Below are 24,831 nucleotides of genomic sequence, written 5' to 3'. Positions count from 1 at the left end.
TCAGGCTCCGGTCTTCTTGATGTGGAGGTTGCCGAGCTCGTCGACGGTGCCGGTGCGGCCGTCGGGGACGACCACCGTCGTCGTCGGGACCTCGATGACGGCGGGTCCGGTGATGACGTGGCCGGCGCGCAGGGTCGTGTAGTCGTAGATCGCGGTGTCGACGAAGCCCTGGCCGATCTCGAGGTAGACGGGCCTCGTTCCCGACGTCGGGGCCGGTCCGTCTGCGTGCTCGAGCGGCGGGAGTTCCGGGCTGAAGGGCAGGACGCCGCGGCCGCGCACGCGGTAGGTGATGGCCTGGATGCCGGCGGCGGAGAAGCCGGTGCCCTTGCCGTAGAGGTCGGCGTACTTCTGCTCGAAGCGGTTGGCGGCGTCCTGCAGGGCGCCGGCGTCGACGGGTCCGTCGGCGACCGGGACCGTGACCTCGGCCAGCTGCATGGCATAGCGCATGTCGATCTCGCGGACGATCTCGACGCGGTCGAACTTGAGGCCCTGCCGGTCGAGGCCCTGGCGGACCTGGTCCTCGAGCTGGGCGAAGTTCTTCTCGGCGCGGACGGCGTCGACGGGGAGCTGGGCGGGGTCGGAGAGCTCCTGGGCGAGCGCGATGTCGGACGCGGCGAGGCCGTAGGCGGAGAACGCCGAGGCGACCGGGCCGAGCGGGACGACGACCTCGTCGACCCCGAGGTGCGTCGCGTACTTCGCGCAGAACGCCGGGCCGGAGCCGCCGAAGGCGTAGAGGACGAAGTCGCGCGGGTCGTGCCCGGCCTCGAGGACGCTCTTGCGCAGCAGGTCGCCGGTCTGGGCGTTCTGCGCGGCGTGGATGGCGGCGGCGGCGTCCTCGACAGAGAGCCCGAGCGGGTCGGCGACCTTGGCCTTGATGGCTTGCTTTGCCTTCTCCAGGCTGAGGGCCTTCCGCCCGCCGAGCAGACCCGTCGTCGGGAGGATGCCGAGGACGAGGTTGGCGTCGGTGTTGGTGGGCTCGGTGCCGCCCTGGTCGTAGCAGGCGGGGCCGGGGACGGCCTGCGCGCTGTGGGGGCCGATGCGGAGGTTGCCGCCGGCGTCGACCCACGCGATCGCGCCGCCGCCGGAGCCGATGGCGTGGACCTTGAGCGTGGGGACGTTGATCGGGTGGTGGTTGATGACGGTGGTGGTGTCGCGCTCGGGCTCGCCGTCGACGATGAGCCCGACGAGGAACGTGGTGCCGCCGACGTCGGTGGAGATGATGTTCCGGTGGCCGAGCTTCTGGCCGAGCTGCACCGACCCGATGACGCCACCGGTGAGGACGGAGCCGACGGTCGAGATGGCCTGCTGCGGCGCCTCGCTCGCGGCGACCGCTCCCCCGTTGGACTGCATCACGAGCAGCGGCCCGCCGAGGCCCTTCTGCTTGAGGCTCGACTCGAGGTTGGCCAGGTAGTCGCGCAGACCGGGTCCGACCTGCGTCGACATGATCGTCGTGGAGTTGCGGGCGAACTCGCGGATGCGGGGGCTGACCTCGCTGGAGAGCGCGACGTAGATGTCGGGGTCGATCTCGGCGACGATCTCGCGGATGCGGCGCTCGTGGACCGGGTTGCGGAACGCCCACAGCAACGAGACGGCGATGGCCTGGATGCCGTCGGCGCGGAGCTTCTCGACCTGGACGCGGACCTCGTCCTCGTCGAGGGCGACGATGACGTTGCCGTCGCGGTCGATGCGCTCGGTGACCTCGAGCGCGTGCCGCTTGGGCAGCAGGTAGTGGTCCTTGTCCTGGGCCAGCACGTGCTGCAGCTCGTGCGGGGAGCGGCCCAGGTACCGGCCCTCGACGTTCATGATGAAGATCGAGTCCCGGTGGCCCTTGGTGGTCAGGAACCCGACGTCGGGGACCTTGCGCTGCACCAGGGCGTTCAGGCTCGAGGTGGTGCCGTGGGCGATGTGGTGGGTCTCGGCCAGCATCTCCTCCAGCGACCGTCCCAGCTGCTCGGCCAGCAGCTCCAGGACGTCGAGCACGCCCTGCGAGTAGTCCGGAGGTGTCGACGGGGCCTTCGCGGCGATGACCGACCCGGAGTCGTCATCCAGGACCGCGTCGGTGAAGGTCCCGCCCACGTCCACGCCGATCACGTAGGCCATGCGGTGCTCCTCGTTGAAACTCGCTCGTGACCCGCGCCACGACTTTGACGGTAGCGTCGACTATCTGACACCAGCGAAGCCTCGTCAAGGACGAAGTTGTGCAGCAGCGCGGGTTGGTGCCAGTGGGGCTCGTGTGACGAGCAGCGGTGAGCCATCATCGGAGCCGTCGTCGATCGCCCCGGAGGTGGACGTGCACGCCGAGCTGCTGAGCCAACGCGTCGTCGAGATCATCGAGAGCGCGGCGCTCCCCCACCTCGACGCCGGGGCGCTCGTGGCTGCTCTCGCGGTCGTTCTCGCCGGCGCAGGTTTGGTGATCGTGCGGGACTACGCGTTGGGTGGCGGGGACTCACTGCCCCTACTCGTCGCGGAGCCGTTCCCGCGGGTCGAGGCATCGTTGGGGGTGGTGCCGACACTGTCAGGTGTCGACGATGCGTTCGCTACAAGGCTTCTCCATTACGCCCAGCACCCAGCAGTCGACGGCCTCGTCGTCGTGAATGCCCTCCCCGACCCGGTCCCGCGTCCGCGGTCCATCGCCGGCGTCCCGCTCCACGCGGCCGTGGTGGGAGCACGCGCGAGCAGCAGCGCCTCGGAGTGCACTAGCTGACGAGGAACTCGATCCAACCTTGGTGGTGCTGCACCCACGCCGTAGCACGTTGTCCCGGGTGCTTCAGCTGCAGCCACCGCGCCACGCGGGCCCCAACCTGCACCTGCCGCTCGAGGCCGGAGCTCATGTCGCGCCGGAGAACCGGCCGCGTGGCAGCTGCTGGGGCAGCGAAAACCACCGTCCTAGACTGTCTGAGCGTTACCAAGACATCGGTCCCGGAGCCCTGGAGCTGAGTGACGATCTCGCCGCCATCCGTGATCACCATCCCTACGCTGGCTGGGTCGGACGGCGGCTGCAGCTGATTGGCCGGCGAGAGGTCCCCGGGGCCACGAAGAGCGCGTGGGCGCGCTCCGTGGCGGCACCATGTGACGCGGTGCCTTCCCTGACGAGACAGCGGCGGAAGCGGTCGGGGAGGAAGGTCCTGCCCAGGAGCGATCCCAAGCGGCTCCGAAACGTTGCACGAGACCCGACGCCTAGGTGCCGTCTCTCGTGGCTCGCGTGTCACCGACGATTGGGAGCCGGAGCCTGGCTAAGTTCTCCCGACCAGCGCCGTACGGACTCGAACATAGGACCCGCACAAAGCCGGCGCTTTCGCATCAGGCAGCATGCTAGGTCGAACTCGGAGGGGGACCCGCACGTGACGGAGCCGTCGACGGCGCCTCCCCAAGATCTCCTATTGTGTCGATGCCGCCGGTGCTTCGGCGGAGCTCCGAGTTGGACCAGGGCCAGGCCCACCGGCTGCCGCAATCGCCATGTTGAGGCTGCAGATCTGTGCGTCGCCAGCCCGAGAGGCCCGCGGCCACAGCCGCCCGGTCCTGGGCCGCCCGTCCTGGGCCGCCCGCCCTCGGCCCCAAGCACGGCCCGACGAGCAGGCAAGGAAGCTACGACCAGGCGTAATAGGTCGAGCTAAAAGATCAAGGAACTCTCCACCCCAAGGGACTCGAGGAGCAATCTTGACCCGGCCGAAGGCGCCACTTGACGAGGCAATTCATGAGGCTCTTGCGCCAGGCACTATTGGCGCGGTTGATAGCTGGCAATTCAAAGTCTTCTTGGCGATCGCGGATGAAGACAGCAGCGGTCTCACTGACCACGAGTTGAACGCATCGCTTAAGGCTACCAGTGGTTTGAATAATCTCCGAGCCCGAAGAATCGGTCTCACTAATGCAGGTTTGATCCAGCTTTCTGGAGAAAAGAGGTCGACTGGGACCGGAAAAGCTGGCGTCTACGTGCTCTCAGAAGAGTCGAAACGGAATTTTAGTCCAAATCTCGGAGTAAGTGATATAGAGCTTCTCAGTAGCGAAAGTCAAGACGAAGCTGAATCGTTGCTGGCGCGGAGGACACGCGCGAGGGCCCGGCTGGCAATGCTTGCCCGCCAGATGCAAAGAGGAGCCGCCGCAAACAGCATTGCTGTCGAGAACAGACTGGATGAGAAGGACATTGCAGCCTCTTGCTATTTAGCGGGGACAAACCCGTCGAGAGGTCAGGTAGAAGTAAAGATAGACAGCGACGGAGTCTACATCAGCCTTCGGTTCACAGCCGACGAAGACGCGCAGTATCGTACCTATCGTCAGAAGTTAAAGGAACATTCCGAGGCGCTCGCTGCCGCCATGGAAAACGGAACTGACCCCGAGAATCGCTTCGGTCGCGTCTTTCGCGAGCTCGGATCCGAAGATATTCAGGACTTCTCGGAGTGGCTCGTTTTAGTTTCGGAAGAACCGACATCTTCAGGAGTGTACACATTACACTACCCTCCAAATCTGCTAGAGAAGATCCAGATCGCAGAGAATCTGAATAATATCTCTAGAGCGGTCTTCACCATTCTGCGACAAACAGAAGAGGAGTCTACAGATCCTATCCTCGTTATAATTCGAGAGTGCCTTCTCGACGAATCGATAGCAAAGCAGCTAGTCCGCTTGACAAGTTCTGCGACCCAGGTCCTACTATCAGGGCCACCGGGGACAGGGAAAACACATATTGTCCGTCAGATTGCAAAGATTCTCACGCAAGAATCAAATATTCTATTTCTTCAGTTTCACCCAAACTACTCATACGAGGACTTTGTAGAGGGTATTCGACCAAAGCTAACGCTTAGCGGCGCGATCGGCTACGAACTTGTCCACGGCCCCTTGCGCCAGCTTAGTGAGCGAGCGGCAGAGGAGCCGGACAAGGGATTTGTTCTAGTTATTGACGAACTCAACCGCGCTGACATTCCTCGTGTGTTCGGCGAACTACTGTTTCTGCTCGAGTACAGAGGGCCCGGCAACAGGATTCGACTCCCGTACAGCGGTGATATGTTCTACCTTCCGGTCAATCTCGTGATCCTGGCGACGATGAACTCCTCCGACCGCTCAATTTCAACTATGGACGCTGCTTTGCACCGGCGTTTTCGCGACTTCCGACTTGAGCCAGATACTGAGGTTCTCAGACGATGGCTTGAGATTAGAACGTCCCGCGAGCTCGCCGACGACGCGGCTGAGCGTCTCGAGCGGCTGAACGAGGCTCTAGCCGACGAGCTGGACAATGACCATACTTTCGGACACGCCGCGCTTATGAGGGCCGATCTCTCGGAAGTAGGTTTCGAAGCTATCTGGTACGAAAGCTTTGAGCCAGTCGTTCGCGACTTCTTTATGGGCAACCAGGAGGCTGTGCTTCGGATGCGAGAAACCTTCATTGGCGATATCAATGACGAGGAATAGCGGAATAACCTGGCTACACGAGTTTCAAGAGAACGAAAGTCCCCGGATCCTTACCTTCTCGGACCGAGATACTCGGTTTCTCATGAAGTGCTCTGAGGGCCTGCGCGTGCAGCAATCAGGAAAGTCGCTGACGATAGGTCCAAAACCAGGCGTTATTGGCTCTGTCACCACCCCAGATGGACACCGCGTCGAGATCAAACCCAAGGTCATCATATCCGACGTCGCAACGGTAGTAGCGTATGCCGCAGGATCTACGAAGGCCACACCGGACATGACCACGCTCAGCGACGAGGGGGATTTGACTCAATCAGTTTTAAGAGAGTTTGTGACAGAAGTGCGCAACGTCCTCTTTTCCGGACTCGCAATGCGGTACAACTCCAGGACCCAGGTGGGCGCGGCGATCCGGGGACGAGCGGTCATCCCTGGCAATCTGTCCAGAAGTCCGCAGGTAACCTATCGTGTTTTCGAACGAACTAAACGACTGCCCGAGAACGCTGTACTGCAATACTGTCTCCTAAAGGCGATCCCGCTCATCAACGATTCCCCCACGCGCTCGAAAGCACGTGGACTGCTGGAACAATTCGATCCGACCGTTATCTCTAGAAGGTTGGATGCGCGATCTGTACGACAGATCAGACTTACCCGCTTGACAGCGCACTATCGCAAAGCGCTGCACCTCGCCGAAATCATACTGGCGGGCGGAGGACCTTCTTGGAATGGCGGTCCACACGAGGGAAGCGCGCTCTTCATTAGGACGTGGGAGCTGTGGGAGCGTCTTATTTTTCAAGCGCTCAGAGATATCGGCATCTCACACGTGCGTACTCAGAGTCGGTTGCGTCATGGATTTCAGAAAATCGACGGAACCGGACCAGCTGGTCCCGCCCTCGTCCCCGACATTGTCATTGGTACTCAATACAAACCATCCGTCGTCTTGGACGCGAAGTGGTCAGATGTCGTTGCGTCTAGATTTGGACACGATGCACTAGTTTCCGCGCATCTATACCAAATTGCGTCCTACATGGCCGCATTGAAGGTCCCCGGAGTCCTAGTGTATCCGAGAACAAATGTATCGGTTGATGCGCGTTACCGACTTCTAGGGCAAGACGCCTTGATCACCACAATCGATCTGAGCGTGCAACCGATTCAGAATCTTCGATCCTTCGCGCTTCGACTTCAAGCCGGTCTAGATTCGGGGACGCTGATGGCGCCGCTTCCTTCCAGCGCGACGGGTCCTCTAGTGAAAGGGCCAACGCCTCCGCCATCAGTGGGGGCACCGCGTTCGCTATCTGCAAGCGCTGAGACATCATAGGGCCGTGAAAAGTGAAGCCGTCAGGAAAGGACTGCAACCGAGCGCCCTCTCGTGTGGTAAGGCCTCGATCCTGCGTAGGATGGATGCAGCGCGTCCCCGAAGGTTTCCCCATGTTTTGCGTGACAGCAACTGCCGGCAGCCATGACGCTAATCTGCTATACGAGTTGTGGAACCCCGAGCTCGGCTGCAACCCCACTGGAATATCCCTACGATTGCCGCCATCAGGTATGTAGCTAATTGCTTCGACAAGACTCGTCGGATGCTTAGATGCCACATGGCCCTGCAAGCGCCTGGAGTCTGCTCGCATATGCCGCTGATACTCAGTCGTCGGCTCATTAACGTAATGGTCCGCGTACTCCCCGGCCCGTAGGGCAGGCAAGTCGCCGATGGCGTCGCGCACAGAGACGTAAGTTTCAGGGACGTTCGTCGCGACTACCGAGTCAAATAAAACATCGCGATGCCCTACGAAGACTACTCGTCGGCGCAGCTGCGGCACTCCATAATCAGCAGCCTTCAGAATTCGGAAGGAAACATTATAGCCAAGTTCGTTAAACACCTCAACAACATCGCTCTGGAAGGACATGTCGCGAAGGCCCAGAACATTCTCCAGGACGAAACCAGACGGCCGCAGCCACGCAACGATGTCTCGAAACTTCAGGAACAGTAGGTTTCGTTCGTCTTCTCTCTTGCGTCGTCCCACCGTTGAATATCCTTGGCAGGGCGGCCCACCGACTATCCAATCAGGTCGACCTTCAAGCGCACTGACTAAGTAGGACTTTGAGAGCTCCCGAACATCTACGCATTCCACTTTGTGATCAGGCATGTTCTGACGATATGTCTCAACAGCGTCCGCCCAGTAGTCTTGCGCCCATAAGCATGTCCAGCCAGCGCGATCCATGCCGAAGGACATGCCGCCTGCACCGGCGAAGAGATCGATATACGATGGCATCTTGACAGCATACAGTACTGGCGTCGTCATCCACGGAGCAGTCCCAAGCTCATCGACCCTCAAGCAGCTGGGACCGCCCACCATTGAAGGACAATTTGGTCACCGGAAGCGCGCCGATAGGATCTGCTGGATTCCACTCCTCATCTTTGCGGTCTTTTAGGAACGGGCCTGTCACTGGAGCGCTAACCGCTCGCTAGGCTTCGACCTCGACGAATAGCTCAACAGGGCGGAACAGGACCGGGGAAGTTTGAATGTTTGGCTCGACGCCGTCGGCGAGTGGTTGACGCGCCGCGGCCCGACTATTCTGAAGGCGAGTGCCCGCCATCGGCGTCGAAAGCGTCCCTCGAGCGGGAGCGATGCTCAGCACCACTCACCGGCGGGACAATTCGGGTCCTGCCACGGCGAACCGCGGTCTCGACGCGGTCCACCACCACGACGTGGTTCTCGTGCTCCCAGAAGCGGAGGACCACCCAACCGAGCTCCTCCAGGTGGCGGTCCGTATCCCGGTCCCGAACAACATTTTTGGCTAGCTTGGCTGCCCACCACGTCCCATTGGCCTTCGGCGATGTTCGGTGGTCCGGACATGCGTGCCAGAAACACCCGTCGATAAAGACGGCCACTCGGGCTCCCGGGAAGAGCATGTCCGCACGTCGGCGGGGCATCCCTGGAAGCGGAGCGTCGACCCGGTAGCGAAGCCCACGGCGGTGGGCCTCACGTCGGACGAGCATCTCCGGAGCGGTGTCCCGCCGGCGGGCGGCGCTCATCCGTTGGCTTACCGCTCGCGAGGACGGAACCGGCATCTCCTCCACCCAGCCTCCGTTCCAACAACCCGCGTATGCCTCCAAGTATCGAGGACGGAGAGATCGCTGGTTCGGCGGGTACCCTGCCCACGGACGAAGAAGAGAGGCCGTGCACGGGATAGTGCCCCGCGTGCCGATGTGCGGCAACCGTGCTTTCGCCCGAGGCCGCAGAGCTTAGCCGACTTCGCCACTACGCAAACACTGAAGGGCCCCACAGTCGGCTATCCGCGATCGATCTGGAGCCGAACATCTGGACCTACAAGTCGCGGCTCTAGATCGAGGGCCAGGAGAGGCAGGTCTGCGCAACCTAGCGGTCTGTCATCGGGGTCGCGGCGAAGGCGGAGGAGTCCCCACCAGCTCGCGCGGCCGCGACTCGAGGTGCAGCGAAGTGCTATCAATGGAGGACAATGTCCTCATCTGAGGCACCTTACGATCCTCAGTGAGTGCGGCGTCGACGGCACGGACGACGGCGTCGTCATCAGAGCCCACGGCTGCCGCGGCTTGATACAGCCCGCTAACCTCCGCGTCCCGACCGCCTCGTGTGGCCCGCCGCTTGCGGTCCGCCCGACCTGACGCGCGTTCCCCTCACCAGATCTCGTGTGTTGGGAGGCCGCGACCAGACGCACGCCGGACTAGCACGAAGGTTCGCGGGGCTGAGTCGATCGTCGTCCGACGACACTGCACACACATCAGACGCAAGACGAAGAAGCGTGGGTCACGCACGGGCGGCCGAAGAAGATCGCCCGGTCCCAAATGGCTACCGGCCGAAGCTCTGCGCCGCCTCTCCAGTGATTAGGAGCCACCGACGATCACCAAAGGCTCCCCCACCCCCCACTCCAGCACGGCCACAGCGACCCCGACGGCGTCACGCCAGTTGGCAATCTCGGCCCGCGTGGGCGTGAGCTCGTAGGCGTGGTGGTGGGCGACGCGGCTGAGCACGTTCCACAGTTCGGCGACCCGCCAGGCGTCCTCGGCGTCCAGGAACTTCGGCAGCACCAGGAATTGCGCCCGCCGCGACGACTCAACGAGTTCCGGGGCGTGCTCTCGCCACAGGTCGTCCAGGGCGTGCTCGACGGCGAGGCGCAGTAGCCACACCGAAGCGCGCGCTGCGACGCGCGGATCCGCCGGCGAGGCCATGAGCGTGTCGACCGCCGCCAGCCGACGGCGGGGGCCGGACGGGGACGTGGTCACTGGCGTGCGACCCAGCCGCAGAGCGTCTTCGTCCCCGCGATCAGGCTCCCCAGGTCCCCCGGGTATCCGCTGTGCGCCCCGGCCTTGCAGGCGTGGAAGACGTCGACCGACCCCCGCCCCGCAGATCGGAGGCGTCCCTCCAAGTCTCCGGCGCGGTCAGGGTCGTTGAAGACGGCGAGGGTCAGCACGGCGCGCGTGGTGTGCGCTGCTGCCAACCGCGCCTCGACGTCGTCGCGGTCGTCGCCCTTCCCGATCCGCGAGCGCCGGAAAGCCGCGTGCGCAGCCGCCTCCAGCGCGCTGCGGCAGGACGAAGCGACGATCTCGCCGCGCAGGTCGTCGGGGACGTGGTCGCTCTTCGCCATCGCCCGGGCGTCCTCGAGGTGGCGGACGACCGGATCGCTGCACGTCCGCAGTTCCACCCGCGACCGGTCGCGCCGCACCACCTCCACCACGGTCGCCGGCACCTGCAGCCGGCGGACCGACTCGGCCAGGCGGTCGTCGTGGGAGAACACAACCACCTGCCGGTCGCGCGCCACACCGCTCAGCACCCGCGCGAGCCCGTCGACCTTCGCCGGGTCCATGGCCTGCACCGGGTCGTCGATGAGCACGTAGCGAAACGGACTCTCCTCGACGGTCGCGCGTGGCAGGAACAGCGAGAGCGCCAGGCTGTGCAGCTCCCCCTGGCTCATGACGCCGAGCGCGGCGCCCTCGACGTCGTCGACGGTGACGTCGAACGTCGCCTTACGCCGCGTCGACGAACCCTCCAGCCGGATCGGGCCGAGGCCGACGTTGCTCTGCTGGCGCAGGTCGTTCCAGATCCGCTGCGACTGCTCCGCGAACGGCCGCAGCCGCTCGTCACGGATGGCCGACGCGGCGTCCTTGAGCCACGACTCCGCTTTCTTCAGCGACGTGAGCTGCGGCTTCTCGGCGGCGACCCGCGCCAGCAGCCCATGCAGCTCGAACAGCCGCGCCGCGAGCGGGCGCCACTGCTCGTCTCGCCGCGCGAGTTCCGACCCGGCCTTCTCGACGACGGCGGCGAGCTCCGGTCGGAGGGCCTGTCCGGCCTCCTCGACCGCGGCGTGGGCATCAACGGCGTCAGGCGCCTGGCGCCACCTCTCCCAGGCCGTGCGCACACCCGCCGTCGGGAAGGGGAGCTCCTCGCCGAGCACGGACGGAACGGGCTCGACGAGCCGAGCCAGCGCCTGGCGGGCCAGGTCCACGCGATCGTTCGCCTGGTCGAAGTCGGTGGCGCCCTGCTCGGCCTCGCGGGTCCGGCGCTCGGCGTCGGCGTGCCACGTCGCGTCCAGGGTGCCCTGCCCGCACACCGGGCACGGCTCGTCGCCGTGCGCGGCGTGGTGATCGAGGGCGGTCCGCAGGAGCCGAGCCAGCCCGGCGCTGGCGCGGGCCTGGGACGACGACGCGTCGCGCAACGCCTCCCGGGCCTCGTCGTACTGGGAGGCGACGGTCTCCACGGCGTCCTGTGCCGGGAGCGCCAGCGCGGTGACCCGGCGCAGGAGGGCGACTGTCGCGACGTCCTCGTCGTCGCCGAGGGCCAGTGCGCCCAGGGCGTCGAGATCGGGCGCGGTCGCCGTCAGGACCGCCATCGCTTTCGCCGCGCGCTCGTCGTCGAGCTCGCCCGCTGCGGTGCGAAGTTCCTGACGGAGGTCGCGGGCGGCCTTCGCCCGCTGGTCCCGCGCCTTCTTCGCCGCTGTGATCCGCCCCTGCGCGGCCGTGAGGTCGGCCAGACCGAGCAGGGTGAAGAGCGCATCGTGCATCTCGCTCGGCTTGCCCTCGACGACCGAGCCGAGCTCGTTGTAGGAGAGGAACGGCCGGTAGGTCCGCACGGCGTCGCCGGCACTGCCGACCGGTGCAACTCGCTCGCTGTGCGCCTGCCGAGTCCATGATCCGGCCTCCAGCCCGTCGTCGGGACCCCAGGCACGGCGGACCATGACGGGCCCGCCCGGGCCACCGACCGTCTCTACGGCGATGCGAGCCGGATCCGGACAGTGGAGGTTCCGCCAGCCCTCGCGCCAGACCATCGAGCGGGAGCCGTCCCAGCGACGGTTGGCGCCGGTGACCGCGAGCTCGGCCGCCTCGGCGAAGCTCGACTTCCCCGAGCCGTTCCGGCCGACCACCACGGTGAGCCCCGGTCCGGGCGCCAGGGTCAGCGTGGCCGGCTCCCCTATCCCGCGGAAGCCCTCCACGGTGATCGAGGCGAGGTAGCTGCCCGCCGTCGGAGCGGCATCGTCCGGCGCGGGCCCGGCGTCCTCGGGGTCGGCCGGGTCCGAACCGTCGCCGAGCGCCCGAGCGAGAGCGGTGTCGCCGTCGAGCGCGTCGAGGACGAGGAGCCCGTGCTCCGCGTCGAGGGACGTGTCCTCCTCGACCATCCGCTCGACGACCTCACGAAGTCCACGCGCCGCCGCTTCCGACGACCGATCCACCGTCATCACGCCCCCGGGTGACTCAACGACCGCGAATGTGTTCGCCGCCACTCGGAGATCCGTTACCATGGGGTGAGTCGCGCCCCACCTGCTACGGCACGTGACGGTCGGGGCACACTGCGCGGATGCGACGGATGGCGCAGGCATCGTTCCGAGCCGAGCAGGAAGCGCAGCGGTACGCCGAGCACGTCCGGCCGATCAACGAAATGGTCGACGAGCTCTCCGGCACGGATCGCGGGTGGATGCCGCACGTCGCCCCAGCACACGGCGGTGTCCATGCCCCGATCCTGAGCGTCCTGCGCGATCCCGGGCCGAAGACGATGACCGGGACCGGCAGCGGCTTCCTCTGCGTCGAGAACGACGACCCCACCGCGCAGACGCAGATGGAGCTCATGGCGATGGCCGGGGTCGCGACCGCCGACATCACGCCGTGGAACGCCTACCCCTGGTACATCAACGCGGCGCCGACGCCGGCCCAGCTCGACGCCGGGGTGGACCCCCTCCGCCGACTCGTGCTGCTCATGCCGTCGCTGGTCGTCGTCGTCCTGCAGGGCGGTGAGGCACAGAGCAGCTGGCGACGGCTGACGAAACGGCATCCGGACGTCGCGCGCCGACCGCGACTCGTCGTGACCAGTTACCACCCGAGCCGGACCGCCCTCCGGACCCCGGACCCCGAGGTCCGCGCCGCCCGCGTCCGCCGTCGGGAGGAGGCGTGGCGCGAGGTGGGTGCGGCGGTGGCCGACGCCCGGAGCGTCCAGTAAACCTGCTGCGCTCTCGAGGTGCTTCGTAACAGAGCGGACACGGAACAAGACATAGCGGCCATGCCGCTCCCCCGCCTCGCCGGGCACCGTCGATGACCGCCCCCGATTGGGGCATCGTCGCCCACGAAGACGATCGGCGCCGCGCTCGGGTACGTCCTGCCATGGGCCGCCGGTCAGTTGTGTGCCCGGCAGCGGCAGGCCGACGCCACGTAGCCGAGTTCCTCCGGCGTCGCGCCGAAAGCCTCGTCGAGGGTCCGGACCATCGATCGCACGAGTCGGTAGACGTCGACCGGCGACGCGACGTCGAGTCGGTAGTTGGTGGAGGGCCGTCGGTTGTCGTCGAGCGGCGGCCAGCCGAGCGTGAGCAGCACCTGGTGGGCGTCGTCGGGGAGGCGCTTCGTGTAGGCGCCGGAATCGGCCTCGACCCAACGTCCGCCGTGCGGATGAGCGTGGAACTGCACGAATCGCCGGCCAATGAACACGCCGACGAACGCGTGCCCAACGTGCAGCACGTCGCGCACGACCGGGCCGAGTCGGTGGCCGGCCTCGGCCCAAGAACGCGCTCCGAGCGGTGTGGCTCCCACCGGCCGACGCTCTCACCTGGGAGGACCTTCATGAGTGCCGGCCACGTGTTCGCCGTGCGGGCGGACCTGACGCACCTCGCGTGCGACGACATCGTCGTTCCCACCGACCGCGGGCTGAACGTCACCGACCACTGGCTCGAGGTCCTCGGCGGCCGACGGCCTCGGTTGTCCGACCTCCAGGACGCCGAGGCGTGGGAAAAGCGGCGATTCGCGCGAGCCAAGAGCCTTCCTGACGACGGGCCTCGGGTCTGGCTCGTCGACACCGGCGGGACCACGGGTCGGCCAGTCGAGTGGTACGTCCACGCCGTGCGGAACGTCCTGGAGGCGATCGCCGCCTGCGACGAGACGCCCCTCCATCGTCGGGAACGGCGGTTGACGGCGTTGCCGCTGGTCGGGGTCGGGGAAGGCGGAGCGAGCGCGAAGCGCGGCGACGTGATCGCCGCGATCCTCGAGCTGCTCGACGAGCGCGCCGCGGACGGGCAGGACCTCGCGCTGGTGCTGTGGACCGACCGCGACCACGCCGCGGTCCAGCACGTCCGACGGCTCCGCGACGAGAAGTTGCCCGACGAGTCGCAGGAGGCGACGGCGACTGCTCTGGCCGACCGCGCCCGTCGTCGGGAACTCGCGCTCTTCCTCGGCGCCGGAGTGAGCGCGAGCGCCGGACTGCCGTTGTGGGACGCCCTCCTCGGGCTTCTCCTCGAGCGGGCCGGCGTCGCCGTGGACGAGGCGAAGAAGATCGGAAAGCTCGACGCGCGGGACGCGGCCACGCTCGCAGTACGGAAGCTCGGCGGGACGTCGGCGCTCCCGGAGGCATTGCGCGCGATCCTCCCCCAGCGCCGCTACGGGCTGGCGCACGCGCTGCTCGCGGCGCTGCCCGTCGCGCAGACCGTCACCACCAACTACGACGAGCTCTTCGAGACGGCACGCCGCGACCAGGGGCGGCCGGTGGCGGTGCTGCCGTTCGAGGAGCCCGCCGAGGAATGGCTGCTCAAGGTCCACGGCGATCTCGGGACCGGCAAGGGCATCGTCCTGACCCGCGACGACTACCTCCGGTTCGGGGAACGGAGCGGAGCGCTGTCCGGGGTGGTGCAGGGCATGCTGATGACCAAGCACGTCCTCTTCGCCGGCTTCTCCTTCACCGACGAGAACTTCTTCCGCATGGCCCACGCGACGCGGCAGGCGCTCGTCGAGGCCGGGAAGCCGCGCGGGATGGGGACGGCGTTGGAGTTGAGGGGCGACCTCGTCAAGCGGTCGTTGTGGGCCGGGGAGCTCGAGTACCTCTCGATGGACGGTGCCGATGACGCTTCCGCAGCGCGGAAGCTCGAGATCTTCTTCGACCGGGTCGTGCAGCTCGCCACCGACGACGTGTCATTCCTGCTCGACCCCGTCTACGACTCGCTGAAGTAGGACACCGACCGGAAGCTCGCGGACGAACTGCTCGGTCTAGCCGGCCGGATCGAGGGCGACGGCCAGGCGCGGGCGCAGGTCGACGGGCTGCTCCGGTCGCTGGGATGGCGGAGCTGATGGCGGCCCCGAGCCGGGCGGTGCTCGAGCAGCACCACGCATGGGTCGCCGGCGACAACGCGTGGCAGCGGGAGGCGCGGCTGCGGCAGGCACGGTGGCGGGAACGGCAGGGTCTCGACGCCGGGCTCCATTGGGGCGTGCCACTCGGGTCGCGGCTGGCCGAGGCCGATGGCCTGCCACCCCGGATGGCGAACTAACTGACGCCGACGATCCGCGCGGTCGTGCAGCGCGCGCTGGCCGAGAAGCAGCGCGGCGCGTTGTTCAAGGAGGACCGACTCTGGTGCGACCTGCTCTCCAGCCAGCCCCTGTGCTTCAACCTCTTCGGCGAGCTGGCGGCGGACCTCGAGGTGGCCGCGCAGGTGTTTGAGGTGTGGTGGCCACAGCGGATCGACGTGGTGGACTCAATCGCGTTCGAGTGGTCGCCCGGCCGCGGCGACGTGAAGTACACGGGCAACAGGAGCGCCTTCGACGTCTTCGTGACCTGCCGCGGGCCGCGCGGTCGCGGGTTCGTCGGGATCGAGGTCAAGTACCACGAGGACATGCGCGACGGCGCGGCGCGCAACGACGAGCGGTACCGGCGACTCTCCCGCGAGCGCGGCCTGGCGGACGAGCCCGCGCTGGCCCAGCTCGAGGCACCGCCGCTCCAGCAACTCTGGTTCGATCACCTGCTCGCACTTCAGATGCTCGCCGTCGACGGCGACCGGTGGCAGGAGGGCATGTTCGTCGTCCTGTTTCCCGAGGGGAACCTCCAATGCTCGGACGCGGTCGCCCGCTATCGGGGGCTCGTGGGTCGGCAGGACACCATAGACGTCCTCACGCTCGAGAGCGCGATCGCCGGGCTCGGTCAGGCAACTGACGCCGACTGGCTGCGCGCGCTCAGGAATCGCTACCTGGGCGAGGGCTTGCCGGGGTTGCCTGCCTGACGTCGGCAGTGCAACGCGGCGGCTGGGCCCCACTCGCCTCTCCCAGCACTCCCGGTTATGCCTCTACTTTCGCGACAAGCAAGGGAATCGCAGTACCGTGCGGTCGGAGGTGGATGTGAAGACGATGTCCTTCTCGGAGGGCCACGCTCGCTACGCCGAGGTCCTCAGCTCCGTCGTCGACGATCGCGAAGAGGTCGTGATCACGCGGGGCGGGCACGAGCCCGTGGTGATCGTTGCCCTCGACGAGTACGAAGCCTTGAAGGAGACCGCCTACCTCCTGCGCAGTCCGGAGAACGCTCGCCGTCTGCTCGCCTCCATCGATCGGCTGGAGAACCCGGCCCGAGATACTCGTACGAGACGGTAGCTCGTCGAGCGAGAACTTCTGGTGTCGATGATCTTGGCGGTGCCGAAGAAAGTTGGAACCGGAGCGGCCACGCGTGACTCCAAGCCCCTGAAGGTACCCTTTGGAGGCTCACATGCGGCTCAGACTCGCCGTCGTCGCCCTGTTCACCGTGCTCATCGCCATCCTCGGAGGAGGAGTGGCATCGGCCTTCCCGACCGACATCCGGGCCAGTGTCGTGCCTCAGTGCACTGACATCAGCTTCAAGGGCAACACGGGACAGATCAACATCAGGACCAGCTCCAACCGCTTCGTCGCCTGGAACATCGCCATGTTCGACAGCTGGGCGAACGACGGCCCGTGGACGGTCCACGTCTACGTCAACAACCGTAAGGTCGACGCCAAGAAGCAGGACTACCAGCCGCACGGAAGCATCAACCCACGGGACCTACCGGCCAGCTCGTTCGTGTCCATCGAGGCTTGGCACACCGACCGCTTCGGAGGGGAGCACTACTTTGTCCCGAACCAGTGCTACGTCCCGTGAGCTCGCGACCTTCTTGAGCGAGCAACTCGACCCGGAGCTCGCGGCCGCGGGTTACCGCATCTATGCCGAGGAGTCCGAGGTCGTCCTGACCGGTCCGGACGGCACGGAGAGCCGCAACAGCACCGCGAGCGTCCTCGACGACGACGACGACGCCGACGAGCGTGGCGTCGAGGAGAGGGCAGCCACCGCCGCGAGAGCCGTGCTGAGTCATGTGCAGGACGCCGTGACGGCGACGACGGGCCGACCGTGGCCCGGAGACCGGCGCGACCTCCCGCTTCCCGACGCCGACGTCACCCATGGAGCACTCGTCGCGTGGTTCGGCGACACGAAGGCGCCGGTGTGGCGGTCGGCCGAATTCCTCCTCAAGCGCTGAAGCGCTCCATGCCCGGAGCACGGCATCGTCGTGAATCGCCTGCTTCGGGCACGGAGCCTGAATGACATGGGGCTGGCGGACGAGGCGCTCCATGAGCGGGTCCTCGACGCGCTCGCGTCCCGAACGCAACCGCGGTGAGCAAACGATCGGCATCGGCAACGATGCCCTGACCTGATCGACCTCGACGGGCGGGCGCCTTTGGCAGGCCTCGAGCCGGTCCGGAGCGACGGCACGTGTCCACACCGAGTGATCCGGCCACCGCCGCACTAACTGCTCCAGATTTATGGAACCGATCGGACTCCGCGTCGCTCTGTACCCATGCCGACGTCATCACAGGAGGAGCCGATGGGAACGACGGACGACGAGCTGTTCGTGACGCTGCTCGTGCAGCTCACCGAGGCCGGAAAGGTGGCGCCAGAGGTGGACGGGGATGTCGTCGTCCTGCGGGGCCAACCCGGCCAACGCGTCCCCGAGCTCAGGCTGCATCTCACGCCGAAGCTCCTCGGGCGGACGCTTCGGGACCTCGCCCCGGACTACGCGCCGGTGTTCCCGCGGATGCAGCCGGTCGAGGCTGCACTGGTGGCCTTCTGGGTCCACCTCATGGCAGCGGTGGAGGAGGCGCGGCCCGGCGCCGCCGACATCGAGCTCTGGCCCCGCTGGATGCCGCGCGCTGTTGCCGCGGGAGCAGCGCGACCTGCCTTCGAGCCACGAGAGCCGTCGTCGTCCCGGAGTCGCTCTTGGCCGAGCGGCGCTCGCGCGGCCTGGATCGCCGCGACGAGGTTTGAGACGGGGTCCTGCACATGGTGCCCCGCCCGGTGAGGCGCGTCAGGGGCTGTCGAAGGAGCTCGTCATGCTGCTCGGCTCCCTGGCCGATCGTCGTGGCCTGGTCCCGGGAGTGGAGACCGGGCTGTTCCGCACCGGCGACGACTACCACGTGCCCGATCAGCTCCATCGCCCTCCCGACGACGGGTCCTCCCGCGGCGGGGAGGGCGCCGAGCTCATCGTCGAGTTCTTGCCGCAGGACGAGACCGTCGCGAAGCTCCCCCTGGTACGACGAGCTGGGCGTGCGGGAGGCGCTCGTCATCGAGCCCGAGACCCGGACCGCGACGCTGTACCGCGCTGGCCGGGTCGTCGAGCCGACGTGCACCGAGGTCCTCGGCGTGGCCTTCGAGACCGTCGGGGGCCATTGACGCTCACGTAAGACGGTGGCGAGGACGTCGTCTAGGACGAGGCCAGCGACCGCGCGAACCCCGTCACGTCCCGGACCGCCTCGGCGTACACCTCCGGCATTGCGTTCTGGAAGAGCAGCTCGCCCACGTGGCACAGGCCGAGGTTGATCTTCCCGACCGATGGCACGCCCGCGGCCAGCAGCGCCCGGTGGTAGGCGAGCCCCTCGTCGCGCAGGGGGTCGACCTCGTTGACCGAGATGACGTGCGGGGGCAGGCCACGGAGGTCGTCGATCTGAGCACGGGAGGGCCAACACGTGGGCTCGTCGATGTTCTTGCCGTCCGGGTCGTAGACCTCGGCCAGCAGCGGGAACAGCGCCCGGTCCAGCCAGTACTTGTCGTTCTCCCACAGCGAGTGCAGCTCGGCGGGCGGCTTGTCCCACGAGCCCAGGATGTACGGGCACTGGGCGTAGACCCCTGCGATCTCTTCCACCCAGCCCTCGCGGTTCGCCTTGATCGCCACCGCGAGCGACAGGTTGGCGCCGCCGGAATCGCCCGTGAGCACGATGTGAGTGCCGCCCAGCTCCGCGAGGTTCGCGTGCACCCAGCGGATGGCGGCGGCGCAGTCGTCGAGACCGGTCGGGAACGGGTTGGCGCCCGCTACGCCACCGGCGTTGCGGTAGTCCACCCCGACGACGAGCGTTCCCGCCTTCGCGAGCTCGTCCCGCCAGTGCGAGTAGAGCGCTCCGGTGGCCGAGAGCATGACCACCCCGCCGCCGTGAATCTGGACGATCACCGGGAGCGGGCCGGCGACGCCGTCCGGTCGGTGGACGTGGAGCGCGATGTCGTGGCCGTCCCGGGTCACGGTGCGGACCTCGCGGGTCACCCCGTCGACCGGGGTCAGGTCCTTCGCGAGCACCTCGAACAGTCCCTCGAACGCCTCCTCGGCGGCGACGCTGAAGCCGAGCAGGGTCTCGCGGCCGGCCTCGCGAGTGAGCGGGTTGGCCGGGGGGTGGTCGAGCGCCCCGAGTGAGCCGAACACCGCGACCATCCGCGGATCGGAGCGCGGGTCGGTGCCGAGCGTGCGGGCCGGGTCCCCGAGTCGGCCCGGAGGAACGTGCGGGGTGTCCGTGGTCATCGGCTCTCCCCGACGAGCGGCGCGACGGCGTGTCCCTCGAAGCGTGGCCCAGGTCACTTGCATGGTCAACGGAGAGCCGCCTGTCGACCTGCCCGTTTCGAACCGATCCGCCGTCGGAAAGAGCTTCGTCAAGGGACCCAGGTCTCCTACCCAGCGTCATCCGCCGTGATCTGACTGCATCCTCCGGGTGATTGAAACACCCCGACTGCGCAGCCAGAGTCACCTGATGTGAAGCGCGCGTGGGTTCCGACGCTGGTCGCGGTAGTCCTGATGCTGGCGAGCGCGGCCCAGGCCGACGCGAGGCCGAAGCCGCCGGCGCCCGAGGACGTCGCGCTCGACCAGGCGCTCCAGCGGCTCGTGACGATGGCCGGCGGGCCGCCGGGCGTCATTGCGGTGGTGCAGCGCAACCGGGACCGGCAGGTGCACGCGGCCGGGACGTCGGAGGTCGGCCGGAACCGGCTCCCCCGCGACACGGACACCATGCACATCGCCAGCACCGCCAAGGCCTTCAGCGGCGCGGCGGCGCTCACGCTCGTGCAGCAGCGTCGGCTCGGGCTCGACGACACGATCGGCCAGCGCCGCCCCGACCTCCCGCGGGCCTGGCACCCCGCGACCCTGCGCCAGCTGCTCAACCACACCAGCGGCGTGCCGGACCTGCTCTCCAGCCCGGACATCGGCCCGGCGATCAGTGCGTCGCCCGGCAAGGCGCCGGCGCCGCGGCAGTTGCTGGACTTCGTCGCGAACCGGCCGCTGGAGAACCCAGGCACGTACCACTACTCGAACTCCGACAACATCATCGTCGGGCTGTTCGTCGAGAGCGTGACCGGCCAGCCCTACGACCGGGCGCTCGACCGGCTGGTCTCGCGGCCGCTCGGACTACGAGCGACGAGCCTGCCGGCGGGACCGGAGCTCCGGCCCCGCCCATTCATCCACGGTTACGACCCCGACCCGGGCGTCGCGCCCACCGCGAAGGACGACGTCAGCGAGTTCATCGCCGGCGGCTGGTCGTGGGCGTCCGGCGGCATCGTCTCCACCCCGGCCGACCTGAACACATTCATCCGCGGCTACGTCGGCGGCGACCTGTTCAACCGGCGCATCCAGAACGAGCAGGCGCAGTTCGTCAGCGGCGGGTCGGAGCCGACCGGGCCGGGCACCAACACCGCCGGCCTCGCACTGTTCCGGTACGACACCCGCTGCGGCACGGTCTTCGGCCACACGGGCAACACCTTCGGCTACACGCAGTTCATGGCGGCCAGCCGGGACGGGCGTCGGTCGGTCACGATGTCGATCAACCTGCAGCGGACGCAGAAGAACACCGGCCAGGAGGCAGAGGTGTTCGCTACTCTGCGGGCCGCCGAGGAGGACGCGGTCTGCGCGGCACTGGCGCCGCGATGATCAGGGGCGGCGACCGACGAGGGCGAGCAGCCGGTCCTGCGGGTCGTCGCTGCGCGGCTCGACCACGGACGCGAACAGGCCCGGCCCGGTCAGCATGATCGGGTCGCTCGAAATGTACGCCAGCGCCTCCTCCACGGCCTCCGGGTCCAGGTGCTCGTGCAGCCCGGCTCCGCGGGCGAGGTCCCACTCGTGCACGGTGAGGTCGACCAGCATCTGCACCGCGTACTCCTCGACGGCGAGCCACCCGAACGACGTGTGCACCTGCGCGGCGCTGTCGCACCACGCAGGGCGCGATAGCCGCGCGGCCTCGTCCCAGCCGCGAACCGGGTCGTCGCCGACCAGGTCGCCGTCGTACCGCTCCCCCACCTCGTCCATCGCCTCGCCCGCCAGCACGTGCGGCGCCCACCGGTGCTCGAACACCATGTGCGCCACGAGGTCCCGGACGCTCCACTCCGCGCACGGCGTCGGCGACGACCACCGGTCCGCGGACACCGCGTGCACCCGCGCGCCGAAGCGATCCATGGCAGCCGAGATCAGCCGGCGGGCGTCGCTCATGGCGGGAACCCTTCCCGACGACGGGTCGGCTACGCCAGGCCTGTCGGGAAGGGGCGGGATGCGTGAGCACGTCGCCCCGTCAGCCGTCCGCCGTCAGGGACGATCAGCCGACCAATGAAGGTGTCCGCTCCCGCGGACGTCGGCTCGCACGGAATCTGCTCGCTGCTCGTCGAGCACCACGTGGCCGGCTCTGCTGCAACGCAAGGCGACCCGCGCCGTCAGGTTGTTGTCCTCCGCGTCGTGAACGGCGTCAAAGCTCTCGATGAGCTGAGTAAGCAGTCGTCCAGCCGCTTGCTCTGGTCCGGCCTCACCACGACCCCCATCCCCCGACGCCAGAGCCTCGAGGTACTCCGCAAGCAGACCACCGAGGTGGATCGTGGCGACGGGAGCGGCCGGGCCTCGGTTGGCCGACCCGACCTCCATGTCGCCGTCCGCGCGCACGTGAACATCGAAACCCTGCTCCGACAGCCTCCTGACCAGGTAGGTGGTCACCGCGTCGCGATCCTCCACGGACTGATTCAGCATTGGGACCTCGCGGGGAAGCCAGAGTTCATGTTGTTCGTGGCGTTGTCGGTGAACACTCAGAAGATTCGCTGCACTGCGACCTGAGCAGTCCCGTCGTGGACCCCGATGAACACATCACCCACTATCCCGCATCGAGCCGCGACCCGTCGTCGGGAAGAAGCAGTTCAGGGCAGGACGGCGACCGCGTCGATCTCGACGAGGAAGCCGGGCGCAGTGAGGGCCGTGACCCCGATCCAGGTGCTCGGCTGCTGGAACTCGACGCCGAGTGTCGCGGCGGCGCGCTCGCGCCCGACGACGAACTGCTCGGCCTTGGTCTCGTCCAGATCGACGATGTAGACGACGACCTTGGCGAGGTCGGCCGGCGTCGCACCGACCGCGTCGAGGGCGGCGTGGATGTTGAGGTAGGCCTGCTCGGCCTGCGCCGCGACGTCGTCAGGACCGACGAGGGTGCCCTCGAGGTCCCATGACACCTGCCCGGCCAGGTAGACGGTGCGAGTCCCCTGGCCGACGGCGACCTGGTGGTGGACGTCGACGCGGTGGACGCCGTCGGGGTGGACGAGGTCGGCGGGCATCTACGTACTCCTCAGCACGTCGTCGAGGGTCAGCGCCGGGTGGCCGGTGAGGGTCGGGATGTCGTCGGTGACCGTGGCGAGCTCGCCGGCGGCGATGGCGGTGTAGGTGCTGACCCAGGCGTCGAGCTGCCAGTCGGGAGCCTGCCCAGCGCGGGAGCGGTAGGCGTCGTCGAGGGACTGGTCCTCGAACCGGACGGTGCGGCCCTGGCGGCGACCGATCTTCTCGGCGGCCTCGGCGAGGGTGAGAGCCTCGCGGCCGGTGAGGCGGTAGGTCCGGCCGTCGTGCGGGGCCGGGTCGGCGAGGACGGCGGCTGCGGCGTCGGCGATGTCGTCCTGCGCGACCGCGGCGACCCGCCCCTCCCCCGCCGGGCCGCGGATGACGCCGTCGGCCTCGACGAGCTCGGGCAGGAAGTCGAGGTAGAAGTTGTCGCGCAGCACGATCGGCGTGAGGCCGGAGGCGTGGAGGTGCTCCTCGGTGGCGGCGTGGTCGCGGGCGAGGGTGAAGGTCGCCGTCGGGGAGGCCTCGGCGAAGGAGATGTAGACGAGGCGGCGCACCCCCGCGGCTGCGGCGGCGTCGATGAAGGTGCGGTGCTGGTCGACGCGGTCGGGGGTCTCCGAGCCCGACACCATGAGCACGGTCTCGACGCCGGCCAGGGCCTCGCGGACCTGGTCGGGACGGTCGTAGCTGCACGCGACCGCCACGGCGCCGGGCAGCTCGGGAGCACGGGCTGGCGTGCGCACGGCGAGGCGCTGCGGAATCCCGTGGTCGGCGAGACGCCGGGCGATCCGGCCGCCGAGGCGGCCGGTCGCGCCGGTGACGGCAGTCGTGAGGTCAGCCATGCGGGATCTTGTACGGCGCGGTCATCCCGCCGTCCACCGGGAGCGCCACCCCCGTGACGCGTCGCGCCTCGTCGGAGGCCAGCCAGGCAACGGCGTTCGCGATGTCGGCAGGCTCGACCCAGGAGATGGGCAGGGCGTGCATCCCCTGCATCGACGCGGCGGCCGTCGCCCGATCAGCTCCGGGGACGCCCCCGCTGAACAGCTCGTACATCGCCGGGTTCTGGATCATGTCGGTGTCGACGTTGGTCGAATGGACCGTGTTGACCCGGATCCGGTGCGGCGCGAACTCGATCGCCAGCACCTTCATCAGCCCGACGAGGCCGTGCTTGGCCGCGCAGTAGTGCGCGAGGTTCGGGAAGCCGATGAGGCCCGCGACCGAGCTCGTCAGGACGATCGAGCCACCGCGTCCGCCGTCGATGATCGCCGGAGCAGCGGCGCGGACGGTGTGGAAGGCGCCGGTCAGGTTGATGTCGATCATTTCCTGCCACGTGCCCGCGTCCAGGGAGAGTGCGGGCGCGAAGCTCCCGATCCCGGCGTTGGCGACGACGACGTCGAGGCGGCCGAACTGTGCGACCGTCTCGGCGACCGCCTTCTCCAGCGCGGCGAGGTCCCGGACGTCGGCCTGCACGGCGAGGGCCCGCCGCCCCACGGCCTCGACGGCCTTCACCGTCTGCGCGAGCTCGGTCGGGTCCGGCATCGGGTAGGGCGCCGAGTCGATCGGCGCGCAGACGTCGACCACGACGACGTCGGCGCCCTCCTCGGCGAGCCGGACGGCGTGGGCACGCCCCTGGCCGCGGGCTCCCCCGGTGATCAGCGCGACTGAACCGGACAGCTTCACGGCAGGATCCGGTCGATCTCCGGCGCGAGCAGCTCGGCGGCGCGCTCGGCGGTGATGACGTCGGTGGGGTCGGGACGGCTGATCTCCCGCGAGGCGGTGTCCTCGTAGACGTGCTCGCCGATGAGGCGCTGGCGGTCGTCGTAGGGCCAGACGAACGCGAGGGTGCGGCGCAGCAGGTACATCTCGTCGGCGTCCTCACCGGCGCGGATGTCGGCGAAGGCGCTGTCGCCGATCATGGGCGCGAGGCGAACGCGTTGAACACGACCTCACCGGAGAAGCCGTGGTCGTTCACGGCGATGTCCTGGTCGGCGACCCACATGACGATCGCGTTGGCCGCCATCAGCGACTCGTAGAACGCGACGACCTGGTCCATCCCGTCCAGGATGATCGACTGCCCGCCCTCGTGGAGGCGGTAGTGCGGGTGCTCGACGGTCATGTCGGGCGCGAGGAGCTCCTTGTACCGGCCCGCGACCTCGAGCAGCCCGTGGCGGCGGTAGTTCTTCAGGATGGCTCGGTGGCGCGGGTTGTCGACGTCCTGGAGCTGCTTCTCCAGCCCCGCGAACATCGTCACGAACTCGTGGTCGTACGTCCCCATGGTGGTGGTCTCCCTCGTTGCAGGCGCCTCCGAGGTTCAGGGGCCCGGGCCCACTCCGTCCACGACAC

Annotated in this window: 24 protein-coding genes and 2 pseudogenes; 13 read left to right on the top strand and 13 right to left on the bottom strand. The window is 67.7% G+C overall.

Going from position 1 to position 24,831, the window contains the following annotated elements:
- A complete protein-coding gene (locus BJ983_RS01435) occupies positions 1 to 2,100 on the bottom strand; it encodes a hydantoinase/oxoprolinase family protein (RefSeq protein WP_179792161.1) in 2,100 nt (699 codons plus the stop codon).
- A gap of 190 nt (positions 2,101 to 2,290) precedes the next feature.
- On the opposite strand from BJ983_RS01435, the gene BJ983_RS01430 reads away from it, so the two are divergent.
- The 3 genes and pseudogenes from BJ983_RS01430 to BJ983_RS32645 all read left to right on the top strand — a co-directional run.
- Positions 2,291 to 2,704 (top strand): hypothetical protein, encoded by a 414-nt coding sequence (locus BJ983_RS01430; protein WP_179792160.1) that lies wholly within the window; start codon positions 2,291 to 2,293, stop codon positions 2,702 to 2,704.
- 953 nt (positions 2,705 to 3,657) lie between these two features.
- A complete protein-coding gene (locus BJ983_RS01425) occupies positions 3,658 to 5,400 on the top strand; it encodes an McrB family protein (RefSeq protein ID WP_179792159.1) in 1,743 nt (580 codons plus the stop codon).
- Positions 5,387 to 6,445: pseudogene (locus tag BJ983_RS32645) on the top strand (5-methylcytosine restriction system specificity protein McrC); the annotation flags it as partial. The gene BJ983_RS01425 and the pseudogene BJ983_RS32645, both read left to right, overlap by 14 nt.
- Positions 6,446 to 6,512: 67 nt before the next feature.
- Here BJ983_RS32645 and BJ983_RS32640 read toward each other — a convergent pair.
- The 4 genes from BJ983_RS32640 to BJ983_RS01405 all read right to left on the bottom strand — a co-directional run bounded on the left by BJ983_RS32640 (position 6,513) and on the right by BJ983_RS01405 (position 12,036).
- On the bottom strand, positions 6,513 to 7,658 hold the full coding sequence (locus BJ983_RS32640; RefSeq protein WP_179792158.1) for a DNA cytosine methyltransferase: 1,146 nt from the start codon (positions 7,656 to 7,658) through the stop codon (positions 6,513 to 6,515).
- 299 nt (positions 7,659 to 7,957) lie between these two features.
- Positions 7,958 to 8,422 carry a very short patch repair endonuclease gene (locus BJ983_RS01415; RefSeq protein ID WP_218890647.1) on the bottom strand — a complete coding sequence of 155 codons (465 nt, stop codon included), beginning with the start codon at positions 8,420 to 8,422 and terminating at the stop codon, positions 7,958 to 7,960.
- Positions 8,423 to 9,250: 828 nt separating this feature from the next.
- Entirely contained in the window at positions 9,251 to 9,649 is a 399-nt protein-coding gene (locus tag BJ983_RS01410; protein ID WP_179792157.1) for a hypothetical protein, read from the bottom strand.
- On the bottom strand, positions 9,646 to 12,036 hold the full coding sequence (locus tag BJ983_RS01405; protein ID WP_179792156.1) for an AAA family ATPase: 2,391 nt from the start codon (positions 12,034 to 12,036) through the stop codon (positions 9,646 to 9,648). The genes BJ983_RS01410 and BJ983_RS01405 overlap by 4 nt, the downstream gene beginning before the upstream one ends.
- A gap of 188 nt (positions 12,037 to 12,224) precedes the next feature.
- Between BJ983_RS01405 and BJ983_RS01400 the strand changes: the two genes are divergently transcribed.
- The gene (locus BJ983_RS01400; protein ID WP_179792155.1) at positions 12,225 to 12,851 is read left to right on the top strand and encodes a uracil-DNA glycosylase; all 627 of its coding nucleotides are present in this window, start codon (positions 12,225 to 12,227) and stop codon (positions 12,849 to 12,851) included.
- Positions 12,852 to 13,024: 173 nt separating this feature from the next.
- Here the strand turns inward: BJ983_RS01400 and BJ983_RS01395 are convergent, their stop codons facing one another.
- Positions 13,025 to 13,435: a TY-Chap domain-containing protein gene (locus BJ983_RS01395; protein WP_425484732.1), complete on the bottom strand. Its 411-nt coding sequence runs from the start codon at positions 13,433 to 13,435 to the stop codon at positions 13,025 to 13,027.
- A gap of 30 nt (positions 13,436 to 13,465) precedes the next feature.
- On the opposite strand from BJ983_RS01395, the gene BJ983_RS01390 reads away from it, so the two are divergent.
- From BJ983_RS01390 to BJ983_RS31410, 7 genes and pseudogenes are all read left to right on the top strand, one after another.
- The gene (locus BJ983_RS01390; RefSeq protein WP_179792153.1) at positions 13,466 to 14,842 is read left to right on the top strand and encodes an SIR2 family protein; all 1,377 of its coding nucleotides are present in this window, start codon (positions 13,466 to 13,468) and stop codon (positions 14,840 to 14,842) included.
- Between the two features lie 104 nt (positions 14,843 to 14,946).
- Positions 14,947 to 15,882 (top strand): annotated as a pseudogene (locus BJ983_RS01380) (PGN_0703 family putative restriction endonuclease).
- 109 nt (positions 15,883 to 15,991) lie between these two features.
- Positions 15,992 to 16,246: a type II toxin-antitoxin system Phd/YefM family antitoxin gene (locus BJ983_RS01375; RefSeq protein WP_343053605.1), complete on the top strand. Its 255-nt coding sequence runs from the start codon at positions 15,992 to 15,994 to the stop codon at positions 16,244 to 16,246.
- A 112-nt stretch (positions 16,247 to 16,358) separates the two neighbouring features.
- Positions 16,359 to 16,766, top strand: a complete 408-nt coding sequence (locus BJ983_RS01370; RefSeq protein ID WP_179792150.1) for a hypothetical protein — start codon at positions 16,359 to 16,361, stop codon at positions 16,764 to 16,766.
- A gap of 13 nt (positions 16,767 to 16,779) precedes the next feature.
- Positions 16,780 to 17,139, top strand: a complete 360-nt coding sequence (locus BJ983_RS01365; protein ID WP_179792149.1) for a hypothetical protein — start codon at positions 16,780 to 16,782, stop codon at positions 17,137 to 17,139.
- Positions 17,140 to 17,484: 345 nt separating this feature from the next.
- On the top strand, positions 17,485 to 17,958 hold the full coding sequence (locus BJ983_RS01360; protein WP_179792148.1) for a hypothetical protein: 474 nt from the start codon (positions 17,485 to 17,487) through the stop codon (positions 17,956 to 17,958).
- 245 nt (positions 17,959 to 18,203) lie between these two features.
- Positions 18,204 to 18,329: a hypothetical protein gene (locus BJ983_RS31410; RefSeq protein ID WP_281376245.1), complete on the top strand. Its 126-nt coding sequence runs from the start codon at positions 18,204 to 18,206 to the stop codon at positions 18,327 to 18,329.
- A 31-nt stretch (positions 18,330 to 18,360) separates the two neighbouring features.
- Here BJ983_RS31410 and BJ983_RS01355 read toward each other — a convergent pair whose 3' ends face one another.
- Entirely contained in the window at positions 18,361 to 19,443 is a 1,083-nt protein-coding gene (locus BJ983_RS01355) for an alpha/beta hydrolase (protein ID WP_179792147.1), read from the bottom strand.
- A gap of 270 nt (positions 19,444 to 19,713) precedes the next feature.
- Between BJ983_RS01355 and BJ983_RS01350 the strand changes: the two genes are divergently transcribed.
- Complete coding sequence (locus tag BJ983_RS01350; protein ID WP_179792146.1) at positions 19,714 to 20,838, top strand: serine hydrolase domain-containing protein; 1,125 nt, start codon at positions 19,714 to 19,716, stop codon at positions 20,836 to 20,838.
- On the opposite strand, the gene BJ983_RS01345 is transcribed toward BJ983_RS01350, so the two are convergent.
- Positions 20,839 to 21,393: a TIGR03086 family metal-binding protein gene (locus tag BJ983_RS01345; RefSeq protein WP_179792145.1), complete on the bottom strand. Its 555-nt coding sequence runs from the start codon at positions 21,391 to 21,393 to the stop codon at positions 20,839 to 20,841.
- Positions 21,394 to 21,507: 114 nt separating this feature from the next.
- Between BJ983_RS01345 and BJ983_RS01340 the strand changes: the two genes are divergently transcribed.
- Complete coding sequence (locus BJ983_RS01340; RefSeq protein ID WP_179792144.1) at positions 21,508 to 22,002, top strand: hypothetical protein; 495 nt, start codon at positions 21,508 to 21,510, stop codon at positions 22,000 to 22,002.
- Positions 22,003 to 22,082: 80 nt separating this feature from the next.
- Here the strand turns inward: BJ983_RS01340 and BJ983_RS01335 are convergent, their stop codons facing one another.
- Genes BJ983_RS01335 through BJ983_RS30070 form a run of 5 tightly spaced genes read right to left on the bottom strand, consistent with a single transcriptional unit; the run spans position 22,083 to position 24,763 of the window.
- Positions 22,083 to 22,490 (bottom strand): RidA family protein, encoded by a 408-nt coding sequence (locus BJ983_RS01335; RefSeq protein ID WP_179792143.1) that lies wholly within the window; start codon positions 22,488 to 22,490, stop codon positions 22,083 to 22,085.
- Positions 22,491 to 23,330: an SDR family oxidoreductase gene (locus BJ983_RS01330; protein ID WP_179792142.1), complete on the bottom strand. Its 840-nt coding sequence runs from the start codon at positions 23,328 to 23,330 to the stop codon at positions 22,491 to 22,493.
- Positions 23,323 to 24,168, bottom strand: coding sequence for a mycofactocin-coupled SDR family oxidoreductase (locus BJ983_RS01325; RefSeq protein WP_343053602.1), 846 nt, complete (start codon positions 24,166 to 24,168; stop codon positions 23,323 to 23,325). The genes BJ983_RS01330 and BJ983_RS01325 overlap by 8 nt, the downstream gene beginning before the upstream one ends.
- Positions 24,165 to 24,404 carry a hypothetical protein gene (locus BJ983_RS30075; protein ID WP_218890048.1) on the bottom strand — a complete coding sequence of 80 codons (240 nt, stop codon included), beginning with the start codon at positions 24,402 to 24,404 and terminating at the stop codon, positions 24,165 to 24,167. Before BJ983_RS30075 ends, BJ983_RS01325 begins: the two co-directional genes overlap by 4 nt.
- Positions 24,401 to 24,763, bottom strand: a complete 363-nt coding sequence (locus BJ983_RS30070) for a hypothetical protein (RefSeq protein ID WP_218890047.1) — start codon at positions 24,761 to 24,763, stop codon at positions 24,401 to 24,403. The genes BJ983_RS30075 and BJ983_RS30070 overlap by 4 nt, the downstream gene beginning before the upstream one ends.
- Between the last annotated feature and the right edge of the window lie 68 nt (positions 24,764 to 24,831).

The sequence above is a fragment of the Actinomycetospora corticicola genome, assembly GCF_013409505.1.
Taxonomy (GTDB): domain Bacteria; phylum Actinomycetota; class Actinomycetes; order Mycobacteriales; family Pseudonocardiaceae; genus Actinomycetospora; species Actinomycetospora corticicola.
Note: the sequence above shows the minus strand (reverse complement) of the source record. Positions and strands in the feature narration are given on the sequence as shown.

Excerpts from the sequence above, each read along its gene's own strand:
- BJ983_RS01360 (WP_179792148.1), top strand. The coding sequence starts at position 17,485 with ATGGGAACGACGGACGACGAGCTGTTCGTGACGCTGCTCGTGCAGCTC.
- BJ983_RS01370 (WP_179792150.1), top strand. The coding sequence starts at position 16,359 with ATGCGGCTCAGACTCGCCGTCGTCGCCCTGTTCACCGTGCTCATCGCC.
- BJ983_RS32640 (WP_179792158.1), bottom strand. The coding sequence starts at position 7,658 with ATGCCATCGTATATCGATCTCTTCGCCGGTGCAGGCGGCATGTCCTTC.
- BJ983_RS01345 (WP_179792145.1), bottom strand. The coding sequence starts at position 21,393 with ATGAGCGACGCCCGCCGGCTGATCTCGGCTGCCATGGATCGCTTCGGC.
- BJ983_RS30075 (WP_218890048.1), bottom strand. The coding sequence starts at position 24,404 with ATGATCGGCGACAGCGCCTTCGCCGACATCCGCGCCGGTGAGGACGCC.
- BJ983_RS01415 (WP_218890647.1), bottom strand. The coding sequence starts at position 8,422 with ATGAGCGCCGCCCGCCGGCGGGACACCGCTCCGGAGATGCTCGTCCGA.
- BJ983_RS01435 (WP_179792161.1), bottom strand. The coding sequence starts at position 2,100 with ATGGCCTACGTGATCGGCGTGGACGTGGGCGGGACCTTCACCGACGCG.
- BJ983_RS01390 (WP_179792153.1), top strand. The coding sequence starts at position 13,466 with ATGAGTGCCGGCCACGTGTTCGCCGTGCGGGCGGACCTGACGCACCTC.
- BJ983_RS01335 (WP_179792143.1), bottom strand. The coding sequence starts at position 22,490 with ATGCCCGCCGACCTCGTCCACCCCGACGGCGTCCACCGCGTCGACGTC.
- BJ983_RS01405 (WP_179792156.1), bottom strand. The coding sequence starts at position 12,036 with ATGGTCGAGGAGGACACGTCCCTCGACGCGGAGCACGGGCTCCTCGTC.
- BJ983_RS01330 (WP_179792142.1), bottom strand. The coding sequence starts at position 23,330 with ATGGCTGACCTCACGACTGCCGTCACCGGCGCGACCGGCCGCCTCGGC.
- BJ983_RS01340 (WP_179792144.1), top strand. The coding sequence starts at position 21,508 with ATGAAGGTGTCCGCTCCCGCGGACGTCGGCTCGCACGGAATCTGCTCG.
- BJ983_RS01350 (WP_179792146.1), top strand. The coding sequence starts at position 19,714 with ATGCTGGCGAGCGCGGCCCAGGCCGACGCGAGGCCGAAGCCGCCGGCG.
- BJ983_RS01355 (WP_179792147.1), bottom strand. The coding sequence starts at position 19,443 with ATGACCACGGACACCCCGCACGTTCCTCCGGGCCGACTCGGGGACCCG.
- BJ983_RS01400 (WP_179792155.1), top strand. The coding sequence starts at position 12,225 with ATGGCGCAGGCATCGTTCCGAGCCGAGCAGGAAGCGCAGCGGTACGCC.
- BJ983_RS30070 (WP_218890047.1), bottom strand. The coding sequence starts at position 24,763 with ATGGGGACGTACGACCACGAGTTCGTGACGATGTTCGCGGGGCTGGAG.